This window comes from Actinoalloteichus sp. GBA129-24, from assembly GCF_001941645.1.
Lineage (GTDB): Bacteria > Actinomycetota > Actinomycetes > Mycobacteriales > Pseudonocardiaceae > Actinoalloteichus_A > Actinoalloteichus_A fjordicus.
Window position 1 is genome coordinate 4,061,302 of sequence record NZ_CP016077.1, and the last position, 16,262, is coordinate 4,077,563.

Genomic DNA, 16,262 nt, shown 5'->3' on the forward strand with positions numbered 1-16,262 from the left:
GCTGGAGAGCGATCCCCAGGCACCACGGCCGGCTCGGTCGGGTTCAGCCCTCGGTGCGGTACTTCATCGTCATGCTCTCCAGGATCGGGACCAGCTCGCCGGGCGTCGGGTCCGCCAGGCTCTCCTGTCGCAGCCGGGCGGCGCTCTCCTGGAAGGAGGGCTCCGTCAGCATCCGTACCAGACCGGCCCTGACCTCGGCACCGGTGAGATCTGCCGAGTGGATGTGCAGGCCTGCACCGAGGTCCGTCAGCTGCCGTGCCTTGAGCACCGTGTCGAACATGTTCGGGATGATGAGCTGCGGCACTCCTGCGGCCAGCGCGGTCGAGTAGGTTCCCGCCCCGCCATGGTGGACCACCGCCGCACAGGTGGGCAGCAGGGCATGGAGCGGCACGAACTCGACGGCTCGCACGTTCGGATGGCGTAACGAGTCCGCCAACGCCGCCTGCTGCCGCTCGGTGAGGGTGACGACCACCTCGGCATCGAGGTCCGCGATCGCGTCGAGAATCATGCCGATGTCCTGTTGCCCGGGGCCCGGCACGTGTTCGTATTCGCGTTGACTGATACCGATCGTGACACAGATACGTGGCCGCGTCGACGGTTCCCGCAGCCAATTCGGAATAGGCGATCGGCCGTTATAAGGAACGTATTGCATAGGCACCGACGGCGTCGCGGCGGCGAGCCTCGTGGCGGCGGGCATCGGGTCGATCGTCCACTGCCCGTTCACCACGTCCTCGTGAAAGGTCGCGCCGTGGCGCTGGAGAACATCGGTCAGCCACTCGGCCTGCAGGTCGGTCTGCTCCCCGGCTGGGCGCCCGTCCCGCAGCGCGACGAAGTGCTCGCGAGTGCGCGTCCAGACGTCCTGACCCCAGAGCAGCCGCGCGTGTGCCGCGCCGGTCACCCGCGCCGCCACCGCGCCCGCGAACGTGATCGGCTCCCAGATGACCAGGTCAGGACGCCAGTCGACGGCAAAATCGACCAGATCGTCCACCATCGAGTCGTTGAAGGGGATGACCCCGGCCTTGAGGAACGACCGGTAGCCCCTGGTGAGCTCCTCCCAGTCGAGCGACTCGGGTTCGAGGCCGAAGATCTCGACAGGCTTCGCGATGTCGTCGTCGGCGTTCGCAACGATCTCGGCTGTGCTGAAGTCGGCGCCGACCGACACGGCGGGCAGCCCCGCCTCGGTGATCACGTCGGTCAGTATCGGCTGACTGGCGACCACGACCTCGTGGCCTGCCACCCGAAAAGCCCATGCCAACGGAACCATCGGATACAGGTGAGTTCTCGCCGAGAACGTGGTGAACAGGACGCGCATGAATCCTCCCCAGGCCGGAAATCAATCGACGTCACGGTCAGGCTGTTCGTGGTCTCCGGTTGAGGGTAACGGAACTCCACGAGAAATCGACTTCGTCATGCGGATCGATTTCCCCGCCATGACGTCTCAAGGGGCGCCTGCCGGCCGATGCATACCCGTCCATCGCCGTGGGCCGGTGAGAGACGGGGGCCGCCGTCCCCCACCGGCCGCCGACCGATCAGCTCAGGGGAGCACCGGCCGCAGCGACCTCCAGGCCTTCGAGGACGGCGGGCAGGGGCGCGGAGTGGACCACGATCAGTTTCTGGGTGGCCCTGGTGAGCGCGACATAGAGTTCCGCCGCGCCGTGCAGCGGGTTGGCCAGGATCTGGTGCGGCTCGACGACCACGACCAGGTCGAACTCCAGCCCCTTGGACGCCTGCGGAGTGATGACGGCCGCGTCGACTCCGAACTTCCCGAGTTCGAGGGTCAGGCCCTCCGGCACGATCACCACCGCCGCGCCCTCCTCCGGAGCCGTGCGGATCGCCTCGGCCACGGCAGCAGCCAGTTCGGCAGAACTCGTCTCGCGGGCCTGCGGCCGGATGCCGTTGCTGCGAATCGACTCCGGGGTCGCAAGAGACGGGTCCAGTTCGGCGAGGACCTTGCTCGCCACCTCCATGATCTCCGAGGGCGTCCGGTAGTTGATCGTCAGCTCCCGGAAGATCCACCGCTGCGGCACGTACTCGTCGAGCATCGCGCCCCAGGTACGCGCGCCCGCCGTGGACTGCCGCTGCGACAGGTCACCGACGATCGTCATCGACTTGGTCGGGCAGCGACGCATGAGGACTCGCCAGTCCATCTCGGACAGTTCTTGCGCCTCGTCGACCACGACGTGCCCATAGGTCCACTCGCGGTCGCTCGACGCCCGCGTGGCGATGTCGCGACCGTCGCGCTCCTGGTTCCGGTCGGCGAGAGTCTCGGCGTCCACGACGTCGACTGCCCGCAGCGTCTCGCCGTCGAGGTCCTCGTCGGTGTCCAGCACCTGGAGCACGCCCTTGGTGTATTGGACGTGCTCCAGCCGCTCCCGCTCGGCCCGCTTCTCCGCGCTGTGGTCGACGCCGAGGAACTCCACCGCCTCGTCGAGCAGTGGGGCGTCGGAGACCGTCCAGGCGTCGCCCGCCTCGCGGTACAGGCTCATTCTGTCCGCATCGGACAGTGCCGACGCGGCCGCCTCGATACGCCCACGGTCGCTGAACAGGTCGGCGAGCAGTCGTTGCGGCGTCAGGAACGGCCACAACCGATTCACGGCCCGGACGACGTCGTCACTGCCCTTCAGCGCGGCGGCGGTGTCGGCGGCGAGCTCGGCCCGCAGCACGGTGTCACGCTTGTCCAGCCATCCCTTGCCGATCTGATTCACCGCCCGCGTCACCAAGCCCTCGACGAGGTGCTGGTGGAAGACCTCGCGCGCGTCGTTGTGCAGCAGGCCGGTGTCGCGGGTGTACTGCCGGGCCCGCTCGGCCAGCTTGGCGTCGACCTTGAGGTCGTCGACGTGGTCCAGGTCGATCGAGATCGGCGCGTCCGGCAGCTCCTGACGATCGGCGACGGCGGCCTTCAGCACGTCGACCATGGCCAGAGATCCCTTGACGCGCTTGGCGTCCGGGCCTTCCTCCCTGGTGGCCACGACACCCGGCATCAGCATTCCCGTCGTGGCGAACACGACGCTGGTCTCGCCGAGCGACGGCAGGACGTTGCCGACGTAGTCGAGGAAGCCCTCGTTCGGGCCGACCACCAGCACGCCTCGCCTGGCGAGCCGGTCCCGGTGGTTGTAGAGCAGGTGCGCGACGCGGTGCAGGGCCACGGCGGTCTTCCCGGTGCCGGGGCCGCCCTGGATCACCACGACCCCGCCGTGGCCGAGGCGGATGATCTCGTCCTGTTCGGACTGGATCGTGGCGACGATATCGCGCATCTGCCCTTCGCGCGGGGCGTTGAGCGCCGCGAGGAGCGCGCTGTCGGCGTCTCCCCCGCCCTCGGCGACGTCGAGGTCGAGCACGTCGTCGTGAAAGTCGACGATCTCGTGCCCGCGCGAGCGGAAGTGACGGCGCCGCACCAGACCCTCGGGCTTCGCGACGGTGGCACAGTAGAACGGCCTGCTGGCAGGCGCCCGCCAGTCGATCACCAGCGGCTCGTAGTCGTCCTCTTCGTCGAACAGCCCGATCCGGCCGATGTAGGTGGTCTCGCCGTCGGTGTCGTCGATCCGACCGAAGCACAGGCCGGAGTCCGCGACCTTCAGCGCGTGGATCCGGGTCGTGAGGTGGTCCACCGAGGCCTGCTGCTGCCAGCGCGCCTGCGGGCTGGTCGCGGTGCTGTCACGCAGGTTCCGTTCAAGCTCCTGCTCCGCCTTTCGCCTCTCCTCGTCGAGCTTCTCGTAGAGGGACGCGACGTACTCGCGTTCCGCCGCCAGCTCGGCCGCGAACTCGAAGGTTGACAACTTGCCTCACATCCACTAGGATCATTATAGGATTTTTGTGCCTCTTCATCCGGCACTATACCGCAGTGGATCTCTGCGCTCTCGACCATGGCGTCTGCGTGGGTCTGTGCGACCGTCGGTTCCTGTCTCCCGAAGCGTCCATCCGTCGATTCCTCAGCGGCCGACGTCGGCCGGAATCGGAGATCGTCCTTCCTCCTTCCGCTGAGCCCTCGTGCCTCCCCCGGCCGGAACGTCCGGACTCCGTCATCCCGCACGGGATCGCTCTGTCGGTCCTCCTCGAGATCGCCTCCCACACGCCGCCGCACCGCAGGACACCGACTCCCTTCACCACGGCAGGACTTCTCTGCCTCACCGTGACGTCGCGGGCGACGGCGGTCATCGCGCGTCATCGCCCGCAGCCGCCGCACCACTCTGCCGACAGGACCGCCCGCACCGAGACGCCCTCGTCGACGTCCGCATCGCCCACCTCGGGACCGCCGACGTCGGCGGCCTCAGACCGGCCGAGCGCCCCGGGCGCGGAGCAGCTCCTCGACGTGGTCGGCCGCCAGGCGGGCGCCCCCGGCCCGCTCGATGTCAGCCTGCATGTCTCGCAGTCGATCCCGCACCGACGCGCTGTCCGACACCGCCAGGACCGCCGTCCGCAGGGTCTCCCCGGTCACGTCGTCCGAGGGCAGGAGGCGGCCGAGTCCTAGTTCGGCGACTCGCTCGGCGTTGGCGTACTGCTCCGGATGCCGGGGCACGACGACCAGCGGGACGCCGAAGGAAAGCGATCCCATGATCGACCCCATACCGCCGGGACAGACGAACACCGCCGCATGGGCCAGGACCTCGGCCTGCGGGATCCACGGGTGCACCTCGACGTTCGGCGGCAACGGTCCGACCGCCGCCTCGCCGACCTTGTCCCCGATGGTCATCACGACATGCCACGGCAGGTCTTCGAACGCGGTAGCACAGACGCGGAAGAAATCGGGACGATCGTTGTCCACCGTGCCCAGCGAGATCAGCACGACGGGTAGGCCGTCGCCGGGCGGACTCCACCGCGACTCCTGGGGAAGCAGGCTCGTCCGTGGGCGACAGGGACCGACGAAGGCGTGGTCAGCACCGAATGTCTCGCCCTGGAACTGGAACTCCCGAGGGATGAACACCAGGCTCAGTTCGGTGTCGCCGGGGAAGAAGCCCGTCTGATCGTCGGTGGTCAGACCGTGCGAGGCGCGGAACTCCGCGAGCCGGGTGTCGACCTCCTGCATCGCCGGATGAGCGAAGTCGATCTGATCGACGCCGACGGACAGCCGCTCCTGGAGCGAGAAGTGCTCATTGGAGGCGAAGACGGGCAGCAGCCTCGCCACGGGCCGGTCCCACTTCTGCGCCAGGACGCCGCCGGGCAGGTAGAAGATGATGTCGCACAGCAGGACGTCGGGGACGTCATCGGACAAGCGGGCAGCGACCACGTCACACGCCGCCGATGTCTCGACCACGAGCCGCAGGCTCGCCTCGGCGATCTCGTCGACGGTCGGGTCGACCAACGGCGGCTCCACGCTCAACGGGACGTCGTAGCGCACGATCTCGGCCCCGGTCGCCGCGATGTCGTCGGCGCCGAGGTCTCCGACGAAACAGGTGACCCGATTCCCCCTGCGCACCAGTTCGGCCACGACCTCCACCGCAGGCATGGTGTGCCCGTGCGCCGGATAGAGCATGCAGGCGATGTGCCTGCGGTCATGCCCTGGAGCCGTCGTCGAATCCGGTTCGGATCGTCGTTCCGTCATGGTGCTCCTCCGCTCGCAACCGGGCAGGTGTGCGCGAGGCCTCGTCCGCGATCGGCGCAACGTACCGATGAATCAGCCGTTCGAGGTATCCAGGGCCGAAGCCGTAGGTGGCGACCTCGGGAACCAGCTCGCGCAGCCGGGCGATCGACACGGCTGCTCCGCCTGCGGACCCGGTCACGAAGTCCCAGCGCGCGGATCTGTTCAGCCGCGCCTCGATGCCGGCGACGATGCGGTCGACCGGCTGCGGAGTCCCGGAGGCGACGTTGACCACGGTGCGGCACACCTTCGCGGCCAGCAGGCGGTCCAGGATCTCCATCAGGTGGCTCACGTCGAGCAGATCACGATGACTGCCCTGGTACACGGTCACCACGCCCGAGGTGATCTGCGCCGTCAGGGAGGGCACCAGCTGATGCGGGGGCTGCCCGTCACCGACCAGGGAGCTGAGCCGCAGGGTCAGCCAGTTCGCTCCGGAGACCGCGATCATCGACTCGAGGTCGAACTTGTGTCGTCCGTAGGGCGAGATCGGCGAGATCGGGTCGTCCTCGGCGTGCGGTCCGCCCTCGCTGCCGTACAGACCGGAGGCTGCTGTGGACAGGAAGACCACCGTCCGGTTCTCGGCCCGACAGCGTCGAGTGACCTCCTCGACGAGAGTCAGTTCCCGAGCGAACTCCGCAACGCTGTTCGCCGTGGTGCGGGACACGCCTGCCGCAATAATGGTCGTGTCCGGATGGTGATCAAAAAAGTAGGTGCGTAGATGTCGCGCAATGAACCCGTTCCCGATGACCTCCATCAATTCCCCTTCGCGACCACAGCGCCCTTGATTCGATCATTTGAGAACGCCGACCCCGGTCGGACGCTACCGGAGCCAATAATCCGCGAGCAACCCCTACCGATCGACCCCTAGTTTCTTGCCTGCCATGGCGATGCCGGGATAACCTATCGCTGTCGCGAGCTATCAGCTCGCCCCACTTCGCAGCGGGTGGCGCGTCGACCAGGAGGAATCGAGCATGACCGAACTTCATTTCGTGCAGTTCACCGAGGATCTCGGCAGTTATACGCCGTCCCAGCACCCGGAGTACGGGCCTCATGAGGCGATGTACATCTACTCAGAGATCTTCGAGAACCGCTCGTATCTGAAGAATCAGGTCACCCTGCCTGCCGACGCCCTCATCATCGACGCAGGCGCGAACATCGGAATCTTCGCGCTCTTCATGAAACAGGAGTTCCCGCGCGCCGAGATCCTGGCCTTCGAGCCGATTCCGGAGATCTTCGAGGCCTTGACCCGGAACATCGAACTACAGGCCCTCGAATCGGTGTCCTCCTTTCCGATCGGACTGGGCGACACGGACGGAGAGGTAAGTTTCACCTATTATCCGTCGCTCCCCAGCAATTCGACCAGATACCCAGCGGACAAGGAGCTCAGTCGGCATTTGATGACCGGCCTCATGGGTGCCGAGGCCGCTAGTCGAATCTACACGGGCAGCGAGATCACGGTCCCGATCGCGCGGCTGTCGACGGTGCTCCGCAGGCACGGGAGCACTCGTCAGGTCGACCTGCTCAAGATCGACGTCGAGGGCGCGGAGCTGGACGTGCTGCGCGGCATCGACGACGCAGACTGGCCGAGGATCCGCCAGGTGGTCGCCGAGGTCGAGGACTTCCACGGGCGCCTCTCGGCGTTCTGCACGCTGTTGCAGGAGAAGGGCTTCTCAGTCGTCGACGAGGCCGCGGACGGCCTGTCGGGATCGAAGAATCACATGGTGTACGCCGTTCGGGCCTGAGGTCCCGCGCGCCGGAACCGCGCACGCCCTGCGGAGATCTCCGCAGTTCCGTCCGACCTGGTCTCGACAATGCCTCGCGGCAGCGTCTCACAGCAATGCCCGCCGCAATCTCCACCCGGCGACGTCCGTTCGGCGGGAGTCCGGATATCGACGACTCCGGACGCAGTGGCGACCACCCCAGCACTCCAAGGAGTCCTCTCGTGTACGAAGCCGATCTCGCCGCCGTCTACGACGCCTTCTACGAGGCTCGGGGCAAGGACTATGCGGCCGAGGCCGCCGATATCGCGCGGGAGATTCGAAAGCGCGCGCCGGATGCGACCTCACTGCTCGACGTCGCCTGCGGAACCGCGTCTCATCTCCAACGCTTCGCCGCACTGTTCGACGACGTCGAGGGCATGGATCTCTCGGCGGACATGCTCGCTTACGCCCGTACCAAGCTGCCGGGCGTACGACTTCACCAAGGCGACATGCGCAAGGTCGATCTCGGCCGTGGCTTCGACGCGATCACCAGCATGTTCAGCTCGGTCGGATACCTTCGATCCACGGCCGAACTCGACGAGACGATGCGCAGTCTGGCCGGTCACCTGACTCCCGGCGGTGTCCTGGTCATCGAACCCTGGTGGTTTCCCGAGACGTTCCTCTCCGGTTACGTCGCAGGAGACGTGGTGACGAGCGGCGGCAGAACCATCGCGCGGGTCTCGCATTCGGTGCGCGAGGGCGGTGCGACACACATGCAGGTGCATTTCATCGTCGCGGACGCCGAATCCGGCGCCGAGCACTTCGCCGCCTCCCATGTCATCACGCTGTTCACCAGGCAGGAGTACGAGCAGGCCTTCGAGCGGGCGGGACTGGCCGTGGAGTACCTGCCGGGCGGGCCGTCCGGACGAGGGCTCTTCGTCGGCGTCGGCTGAGGACGTCGCTCGGCCCGCCGGTGGCAGTGGCGGTTCCCGGGCGACTCACCGCCGTACGGCGAGCACCCGATACGAGTTGGTGAGGCGCAGCCGGTCCGCCACGGGCTGGGCGACACGATCGAGGAGCATCCCTGCGAGCATCAGCGGGGCCCCCGCGATCAGCGCCGCGAGCCTGCCCGCCCGGCGACCGAGGCCGGGCCGATCGAACAGCCACGGCCGATCCTGTCTCGGCGCCAGATGGTTGACGAACAGCCAGGTCGCCGCCGCGAGGTCGTACGGCAGGTGGGCCTCGGCGCGTTGCACCGCGACGACGTCGAAGCCGGACCGACCCAGCTCCGCACGCAGGTTCGCCAGCGGGATGAAGTGCAGGTGTTGCGGCTGGGTCCACCCGATCCACCAGCGCCCGAGCAGTCGGGCGAACCGACACTCCGGATCGGGCACGTCGATCAGCAGGTGGCCGCCGGATCGCAGGACACGCTGCGCCGCACGCAGTTCCGGCTTGGGCTCCGCGCTGTGCTCCAGGTAGTGGAACATGCTGACCACGTCGTAGCGGTCCGTCAACTCGTCGGCGAGGTCGACGAACTGTCCCTGGTAAGCGCGCTTGATCCGTCCCTGCTGCCTGCCGAGCTCCACGCCTGCACCCAGGTCGAGTCCGTCGAACTCGGTGTCGGGGAACAGCTGGGCCGCCGCAGAGCAGAAGTGCCCGTGCGAGGTTCCGACGTCCAGCCAGGACTTCGGATCGGCATGGGGCAGGACCACCTCGGCGCGAGCACGGTGTGAGCCTGCCTCCTTCTCCAGCTGGCGGTCCATCTGTTCGGCGGCGAGCCCGTCGTAGAAGTCCCGGTAGTAGAACTCCAGGCCCTCCGCGGTGAGACGGGGATTCTGGAAGACGTGCCCGCAGCCGCCGCACTCGTCGAGCGTGAACCGCCCCGGCTTGTGCTGGAGGAGGTCGGTGGTTCGCAGGCGCAGCCGCAGGTCGGCGGAGCCGCACCACGGGCACGCCGTGCTACGCGGGTGGAAGAACCTCCTGGTGCCGAGGTGAAGATCCGCTCGATACGCGACCCTGCTTCGATCCACCTCGTCGGTGGTGGGCATCCTGACGCTCCTCTGCCGTTCGCGGTTGGCGTTGATGATCACCCGTCTGTCGCACCCCTTTCGCGGTCAGGCCGGTGCAGACGGACGCTCGCCCACACCTCCGGCGTCGGCGGGCGGACGAACGTCCCTGTCCTCGGCCAGGCCCCGGTGCAGACGGGCATCGTCGGTCTGCTCACCGGCCGCGGCACGGAGAGCGGCGATGACGGTGGTGACGTCCTCTTCGGACAGATGCGGCCCGATCGGGAGGCTCAACACCTGGTCGGAAAGCCGCTCGGCACGCGGGAACGTGCCTGCGGGCCACCGTGGTCCGGCATAGGCGGGCGACAGGTGCACGGGCGTCGGATAGTGGATGAGCGTCCCGATCCCGGCGGCGTCGAGCTGCTGCGCAAGCCGATCCCGACGCGCACTGCGCACGACGAAGAGGTGCCAGACCGGGTCGGCCCACGGCATGACGTAGGGCATGGTCACCCCGGGCAGATCACCGCACTCGGTCAGATAGCGCTGCGCGACGTCGGCACGCCGGGAGTTCCAGGCGTCGAGATGCGTCAGCTTCACCCGGAGCACGGCGGCCTGGACCTCGTCCAGCCGCGAGTTGGTGCCCTTGATCTCGTGGCGGTACTTCACGGTGGAGCCGTAGTTGCGCAGCAGCCGCAGGCGATCGGCCACCGCGTCGTCTCCGGTGATCACCGCGCCGCCGTCGCCCATCGCACCGAGGTTCTTGCCGGGATAGAAGCTGAACGCCGTCGCCGTGGAACCCGATCCGACCCGCACGCCCCGGTGCCGCGCGCCGTGGGCCTGCGCCGCGTCTTCCAGGACGTGCAGGTCGTGTCGCCGGGCAACGGCCAGAACGGCGTCCATGTCCGCAGGCTGCCCGTACAGGTGCACCGGGATGATCGCCCTCGTCCTCGGCGTGATCGCGTCTTCGAGGCGATCGGGGTCGAGGTTGTAGGTGCGCTCGTCGGGTTCGACGGCCACCGGCACGGCGCCGGTCGCGGAGACGGCGAGCCAGGTGGCGATGAAGGTGTGCGCGGGCACGAGGACCTCGTGCCCCTGCCCGACGTCCATGGCGCGCAGGGCCAGTTCCAACGCATCGCATCCGCTGCCGACGGCCACGCAGTGCCGGGCTCCACAGTAGGCGGCGTACTCGGACTCGAACGCCTCGATCTCAGGCCCGAGCAGATATCGGCCGGAGGCCAGCACTCGATGCACGGCGGCATCGATGTCGTCCTGGAGTTCGACATAGGCCGCGCCCGGATCGAGGAACGGTACCGTCATGCGTATTCCCTGGCTGCTGTCAAGAAGTCCGCATACTCCCGGAAGTAGTCGGACTCGTCATAGTGGTTGGAGGCCAGCACCAGCCCGACCGCCCCGGACGAGAAGTTGATGAGGTTTCGCCAGATCACCGGACCGATGTAGAGGCCCTGTCGGGGCGAGGTCAGGCTGAACCGACGCCTTCGGAATCCGTCGTCCACGGCGACTTCGAAATGCCCGTGAACCGCGATGATGAGCTGTTCCAGGTGGTGATGACCGTGTGCGCCGCGAATGGCGGTGGTCGGCAGGTCATAGAGGTAGTAGACGCGTCTGATCTCGAAGTCCACGTCCTTGCCCGCCTCGACGACGGAGAGGCTGCCGCGTGGATCGACGAACTCGGGGAGTTCCACGATATGGCAGGGCTTCACTCTGCCTACGGAGACGGCATGATCAGACTTCGCATCCATCTTGTGGACTCCCCCGTAGCCTTCCGATGATATTCTGATCTTATGGACGACCGGGGCTCGACGAGAACCCCTTAATTCGGCCCGGACAGCCCCTTGATCGAACCCCGATCACCGGACTGGCGGCGAAATTCCGCCGGTCCCGGCACGTACCGACGAGTTCACGGTAGATCGCCGCACGGAAGAGCACGGCGGTCGACTGGTAATTCGGTCGGTCGGACCCGGTCGACTACTCCTCGGTCGTCGCGGGACGGAATCTGTTGATCGCCGGGAGATGCCGGGCCCGCATCTCAGGATCGGACACGCCGAGGCCCTCGCGCGGTGCAAGGCAGCGGATGCCGACCTTTCCGGTGTGCTGGTTGAGATGGACACTGCGCGTGGCGTCGCCGACCTCGTCGAGCGGATAGCTGATCGACAGCGTCGGATGGATCATGCCCCGGCAGATCAGCCGGTTCGCCTCCCATGCCTCGCGATAATTCGCGAAGTGGGTGCCGATGATCCGCTTGAGCGACATCCACAGATAGCGGTTGTCGAACACGTGCTGGTATCCGGAGGTGGACGCGCACGTCACGATGGTGCCGCCCCGGGCCGCGACGAAGACGCTCGCGCCGAAGGTCTCCCGGCCCGGATGCTCGAAGACGATGTCGGGGTCCTCCCCGCCGGTCAGCTCGCGGATCTTCCGGCCGAAGCGGGCCCATTCGCGCGGATCGGGCTCGTGTTCGTCCTTCCAGAACCGGTAGTTCTCCGCAGACCGGTCGATGACCAGCTCTGCCCCCGACGACCGCACCAGTTCGGCCTTGTGCTCGTCGGAGACGACGCAGATCGGGACGGCCCCGCCGTTGCGGACGAGCTGGGTGGCGTACGAACCGAGTCCGCCTGCCGCACCCCAGATCAGGACGGTGTCGCCCTGCTTCATCCTGGCTCCGTTACGGGAGACCAGTTGCCGGTAGGCGGTCGAGTTGACCAGTCCTGAGCCTGCCGACTCCTCCCACGTCAGATGCGCGGGCTTGGGCATGAGCTGGTTGGCATTCACCAGCGCCAGCTCGGCGAGCCCGCCGAAGTTCGTCTCGAACCCCCAGATCCGTTGTTCCGGGTCGAGCATCGTGTCGTCGTGCCCTCGGGGCGACTGGAGATCGACCGACAGGCAGTGCGCGACGACCCGGTCACCCGGCTTCCAGGCGGTGACGCCGTCGCCGGTCCGCAGCACGACGCCGGAGAGGTCGGAGCCGAGGACGTGGTATGGCAGATCGTGGCGGGCTGCGGAGGCGCTCGCGCGGCCGTAACGTTTCAGGAAGGAGAACGTCGGCAGCGGCTCGAAGATCGCGCTCCACACCGTGTTGTAGTTGACGGCGCTGGCCATGACGGCGATCAGCGCCTCGCCCGGTCCCGGCTCGGGAGTCGGCACGTCCATCACGTGCAGCGACTTCCCGGGATCCTTGTCCGCGGAGGCGACACCCTCGAACATGGTCGTCTCCTCCGCCAGCAGGACGGCGCCCCGATAGCTTTCCGGCACGGGCAGCGCGGACACATCGGCGCCTGTCCCGTCTTCAGACAGGACAGCATCAAGAATGTCAATCATTTTCCGCCGCCTTCGGTCCGGACATCTCGCCGTCGCCGCACTCTATCGACGAGAATTCCGAGTAGGTACCCCTAGTCTGTCCACTTGTCTCGAACGCGACTTCAGGGGTCGGTCCACAACTGCGGGCGCGGACTGCGCCGCCGCCGCCGCGAAGAACGATCCCGCCAGGTTCCCGATCACACCGGTCGCGGTTCGTCGCAATCGCCGCCCGACCGGTTGACCCGCGACAATGGCTCGCCCCCGCGAAGGATTGATGGTGCGGTGCCACCGCCTGGACGCACGCAGCCCCCCGGACCGGCCGAGATCCGGGCGACCAGGCTGACTCGCGTTCGAATTCCAGCTCGGCACCGGGCCGACTGGCGGCACCGAATCGAATGCCGTGATCGCACGACGGATTCGAACCCTGCCGCGCCATCGTGATCACCGCATCCGTCCGAATACCGGCTGATCACGTCTGCTTTCGGGAGATTCGATTGTCGACTTCGCGACACCGAAGATCACAGCCTGCTCACGAGGGCGACATCCGCCACGATTCTTCGAGAAGAAGTCTGCGGCGGAGGCCGTAGACCACGGACCGCTTCTCCTACGACGACGCGATGAGAGAACGGCGATCCGCGCGGTCGACGCGAGCGGCAAGGCCCCACCGCCGCTGCGGCGTCTCCCCCACGGTTCCCGACGATCGCGGTGCAGACGCCCGCCGCCGATCAGCGCTCCGCGATCGGGCCCGCTGCGTGGCCCCGCCTCTCGCGTCGGGTACACCGCTCAGGCGGAATCCGGCACGTCAGCACACCAGCTCGGCGGGCAGGTGTGCCCGTCGGTGGACGTTCAACTTGCGGTAGACGCGTGTCAGGTGCTGTTCGACCGTGCTGACCGTGATGAAGAGCTGCTGACTGATCTCGCGGTTGGTGTGGCCCTGGGCGGCGAGACTGGCGACCCGGCGCTCGGCGTTGCTCAACGAGCTGAACTCCTCACCCGGCACCGGCTGCGGCAGGCTGGTCTCCCGCACCGCCCGCCGGACGCCGCACAGATCGAACAGCTCGCCTGCCCGCCTGGCGAAGGTCTCGGCCTTGTCGACGTCGCCGAGTGCCCGGTAGGTCCGGCTGAGTTCGTTGTGCGTGTGTGCCAGCTCCAGCTTGTCCCCACACCGTTGCAGCATCTCGCTGCTGCTCCGGAGCAGGCTGGGACGCCGGACGAGGTCGCTCACACTCGCGAGGGTGCGCAGCGAGATCCCCCGGATCCGGGACGGTCCCGGCCCGACGAGCCGCAACTGCTCTTCGGCGAGCTGTCTGGCGTGATCGCGCCTGCCGAGGGCGAGATTGGCCTGCGCTGCGGCACTGCGCCACGGGATGAGGGCGGGGAAGTCCAGCCGCCATCGGATGAGCTTCTCCCCGCATTCGAGGAGATCGTCGATCGCGGTGTACACGTGGCCGGTCGCCAGATGGTAGGAGCCCCGGGCATACAGGTACAACAGGCCCCACGTCGTGTCGAACATCGACTGCGGCACGGCCTGACACAGCAGTTCCTCGGCCTGGTGGTAGCGCCCGGCCGTGGTCGTGGCGAGCAGTCGCAGACTCAGCGGAGCCCCGATCAACATGCCCCAGCTCTGCGGCGACATCCGCGCCATCGCGGTCTGCGCCTGGCGTTCGACGTCGGCCAGGTCGCCCCGGCGCAGGGAGATCAGGGCCGTTGTGACCTCGAGCTGTGCCTGCCAGGTCGACGCGCTCTGCTCGCCCGCCTCACGCCACAGGACCGTGCACCAGCGGGACGCCTCCTCCAGCCGGTCGCCGATGACCAGCGCGGCCAGGGAGATCGCGACGGGCGTGACGGTGGTGTGATCGAGCCTGCAACCCTGGATCACCTGTTGGGCGGTCTGCGCCGCGGCGTCGTCGTCGCTGTTCTTGAGCACCGCCGTCAGCGCCGTGATCGCGCGGGTGATGGGCTGATCGTCGAGGAACCGCCCCGACGTGGGCAGGACCTCGACCCGGTCCGGCCGCGCGGTCAGCAGCCACGGACAGCCGATGCTCAGCTCCGCCGTGATCTGCGCGGCGAGCTGGGGGGCGTGTTCGTCGACCAGTTCCAGCAGCTCGGTCACCTCGTCGAACCGACCGTGCCAGATCAGATAGCCGACCAGCGTCGTCACGTCGTTGTCGAGGAGGTGCCCGATCTCGCCGCCGTGATAGGACGAGGCGAGGTGCTGGGCTGCGGCGGAGGGGTTGACCCGCCAGACCAGGTGGATGAGACGACCGGTGATCGACGCACGCCGACGCCGATCACCGCAGACTGCACGGGCCACCGTCAGGCATTCGATCGCGTGGTGCACCTGATCATTGAGCAGGGCCTGCTCTGCGGAGTCGGAGAAGACGTCGATCGCCCACGGCTCGTCCGGCACGATGTCGCCTGCCGCGAGCAGGTGCCCGGCGACGACGTCCGTCTCGGCGCCCTCCTGGTTGAGCAGCCGCGCGGCGCGCAGGTTCAGCTCCATCCGCCGTCGGGGCGCTGTGCTCTCGATGACGATGTCGCGCAGCACCGACGCCCTGAACCGGGCTCCCGCGACGAGGCCGGAGTCCACCAGGGCGGTGAGCGCCTCGTCCACGGCCTGGATGCCGAGGTTCGACAGCTCGACGAGCCGTCGCGCCGACGAGAGCGGTCCCAGGACGGCGATTCCGGAGGCGATCTCGGCAAGGGCGGGTTCCCCGGAGTGGAGGCAGGTGACCACCGAGCGGCTGAAGGTGTGCCCGGCCACGGGAGCCGTCGGACCGGGCCGCGCGGGGTCGAGGCCCTGTCCGGCGTGCGTCGTGGCGAGGGTGTCTGCGAGAAGACTGTCGACGAGCAGTGAGCTTCCGCCGGTGACCGCTAGACAGGACTCGGCGAAGCCCGCCGGGCAGGAGCCGAGCACCGTGCGGGCGACGTCGGCGATCTGTGCCAGGTCGAGGGTGTCCAGCCGGATGCGGTGGGAGTAGGACTGGCGGAACAGCTCGGCGTCGAAGAGCGGATGGGCCGGGCGCGGCGAGGTCCATCCGCTCAGTACCAGCATCGTCCTGGTCGAGCGCAGCCGCCGCTGCAGGTACGACACGGCGCCCAGCGAGGGCCGGTCGGCGTACTGGAGGTCGTCGATCTCGATGACCAGCGGTCTGCTCTGCGCCAGCCCGAGCAGCAGGGTCACCAGGTTGTGCACGAGGCGGGCATGGAACTGCTGGACGATGACCGGCCCCTGCGCGGGATCCGACACGGCGGCGTCCACATCGAGCATGTGCGGGCCGAGGAGCTCGTTGGCCTCCGCCGCCACCCCCGCGGGCAGTGCGTCGTTGTGGAAGAGCTGGCTCACCACTCCGAACGGCAGCGCCTGCTCCGCCCGTGAGCACTTCGCCGCGAGGACGAGCGCGCCCTCGGCCGCAGCGTGATCACAGAAATCTCGCAGCAGCTTCACATTGCCGCTGCCGATCGGCCCGTCCAGCATCATGACCCGGCCGAAGCCGCTTGTGACTGCGGCATACTGTGACCGCAGCGCCTCGAACTGGTCCTGAAACTCCGTGCAGCACTGCGTATCCATGGAAACTCCCCAGACGACCTCAGAATCCGCTACGGGCAGCAGTCTCTCCTCGTCGATTCGCCCGCGTCGACTCATCATCATTCGATTGACATCAC

The 16,262-nt window shown here is 67.7% G+C and carries 10 protein-coding genes and 1 pseudogene; 2 read left to right on the forward strand and 9 right to left on the reverse strand.

The window, feature by feature from the left end; translation table 11 throughout:
- Positions 1-43: 43 nt before the first annotated feature.
- From UA75_RS17780 to UA75_RS17795, 4 genes are all read right to left on the reverse strand, one after another.
- Positions 44-1,312, reverse strand: a complete 1,269-nt coding sequence (locus UA75_RS17780) for an activator-dependent family glycosyltransferase (protein WP_075741197.1) — start codon at positions 1,310-1,312, stop codon at positions 44-46.
- 217 nt (positions 1,313-1,529) lie between these two features.
- A complete protein-coding gene (locus tag UA75_RS17785; protein ID WP_232237299.1) occupies positions 1,530-3,776 on the reverse strand; it encodes an ATP-binding domain-containing protein in 2,247 nt (748 codons plus the stop codon).
- Positions 3,777-4,267: 491 nt separating this feature from the next.
- Positions 4,268-5,539: a macrolide family glycosyltransferase gene (locus UA75_RS17790; RefSeq protein ID WP_083683284.1), complete on the reverse strand. Its 1,272-nt coding sequence runs from the start codon at positions 5,537-5,539 to the stop codon at positions 4,268-4,270.
- Entirely contained in the window at positions 5,490-6,329 is an 840-nt protein-coding gene (locus tag UA75_RS17795) for an NAD-dependent epimerase/dehydratase family protein (protein WP_075741199.1), read from the reverse strand. Before UA75_RS17795 ends, UA75_RS17790 begins: the two co-directional genes overlap by 50 nt.
- 217 nt (positions 6,330-6,546) lie before the next feature.
- Between UA75_RS17795 and UA75_RS17800 the strand changes: the two genes are divergently transcribed.
- Together UA75_RS17800 and UA75_RS17805 are read left to right on the forward strand one after the other, a co-directional pair.
- On the forward strand, positions 6,547-7,317 hold the full coding sequence (locus UA75_RS17800) for an FkbM family methyltransferase (RefSeq protein WP_075741200.1): 771 nt from the start codon (positions 6,547-6,549) through the stop codon (positions 7,315-7,317).
- Between the two features lie 200 nt (positions 7,318-7,517).
- A complete protein-coding gene (locus tag UA75_RS17805) occupies positions 7,518-8,228 on the forward strand; it encodes a class I SAM-dependent DNA methyltransferase (protein ID WP_075741201.1) in 711 nt (236 codons plus the stop codon).
- A gap of 45 nt (positions 8,229-8,273) precedes the next feature.
- Here UA75_RS17805 and UA75_RS17810 read toward each other — a convergent pair whose 3' ends face one another.
- From UA75_RS17810 to UA75_RS17830, 5 genes and pseudogenes are all read right to left on the reverse strand, one after another.
- The gene (locus UA75_RS17810; protein WP_075743927.1) at positions 8,274-9,323 is read right to left on the reverse strand and encodes a class I SAM-dependent methyltransferase; all 1,050 of its coding nucleotides are present in this window, start codon (positions 9,321-9,323) and stop codon (positions 8,274-8,276) included.
- Positions 9,324-9,500: 177 nt separating this feature from the next.
- A pseudogene (locus UA75_RS17815) lies at positions 9,501-10,598 on the reverse strand (DegT/DnrJ/EryC1/StrS family aminotransferase); the annotation flags it as partial.
- Positions 10,595-11,041 carry a sugar 3,4-ketoisomerase gene (locus tag UA75_RS17820; RefSeq protein WP_075741203.1) on the reverse strand — a complete coding sequence of 149 codons (447 nt, stop codon included), beginning with the start codon at positions 11,039-11,041 and terminating at the stop codon, positions 10,595-10,597. The pseudogene UA75_RS17815 and the gene UA75_RS17820, both read right to left, overlap by 4 nt.
- Positions 11,042-11,267: 226 nt before the next feature.
- Complete coding sequence (gene ccrA / locus UA75_RS17825) at positions 11,268-12,617, reverse strand: crotonyl-CoA carboxylase/reductase (RefSeq protein ID WP_075741204.1); 1,350 nt, start codon at positions 12,615-12,617, stop codon at positions 11,268-11,270.
- A gap of 781 nt (positions 12,618-13,398) precedes the next feature.
- Positions 13,399-16,167 carry an ATP-binding protein gene (locus tag UA75_RS17830; protein WP_075741205.1) on the reverse strand — a complete coding sequence of 923 codons (2,769 nt, stop codon included), beginning with the start codon at positions 16,165-16,167 and terminating at the stop codon, positions 13,399-13,401.
- Between the last annotated feature and the right edge of the window lie 95 nt (positions 16,168-16,262).

What these genes read in the sequence shown, in the direction of transcription:
- UA75_RS17780 (WP_075741197.1), bottom strand. Translation starts at nt 1,312, where the DNA reads ATGCGCGTCCTGTTCACCACGTTCTCGGCGAGAACTCACCTGTATCCG.
- UA75_RS17790 (WP_083683284.1), bottom strand. Translation starts at nt 5,539, where the DNA reads ATGACGGAACGACGATCCGAACCGGATTCGACGACGGCTCCAGGGCAT.
- UA75_RS17795 (WP_075741199.1), bottom strand. Translation starts at nt 6,329, where the DNA reads ATGGAGGTCATCGGGAACGGGTTCATTGCGCGACATCTACGCACCTAC.
- UA75_RS17800 (WP_075741200.1), top strand. Translation starts at nt 6,547, where the DNA reads ATGACCGAACTTCATTTCGTGCAGTTCACCGAGGATCTCGGCAGTTAT.
- UA75_RS17810 (WP_075743927.1), bottom strand. Translation starts at nt 9,323, where the DNA reads ATGCCCACCACCGACGAGGTGGATCGAAGCAGGGTCGCGTATCGAGCG.
- UA75_RS17820 (WP_075741203.1), bottom strand. Translation starts at nt 11,041, where the DNA reads ATGGATGCGAAGTCTGATCATGCCGTCTCCGTAGGCAGAGTGAAGCCC.
- ccrA (WP_075741204.1), bottom strand. Translation starts at nt 12,617, where the DNA reads ATGATTGACATTCTTGATGCTGTCCTGTCTGAAGACGGGACAGGCGCC.
- UA75_RS17830 (WP_075741205.1), bottom strand. Translation starts at nt 16,167, where the DNA reads ATGGATACGCAGTGCTGCACGGAGTTTCAGGACCAGTTCGAGGCGCTG.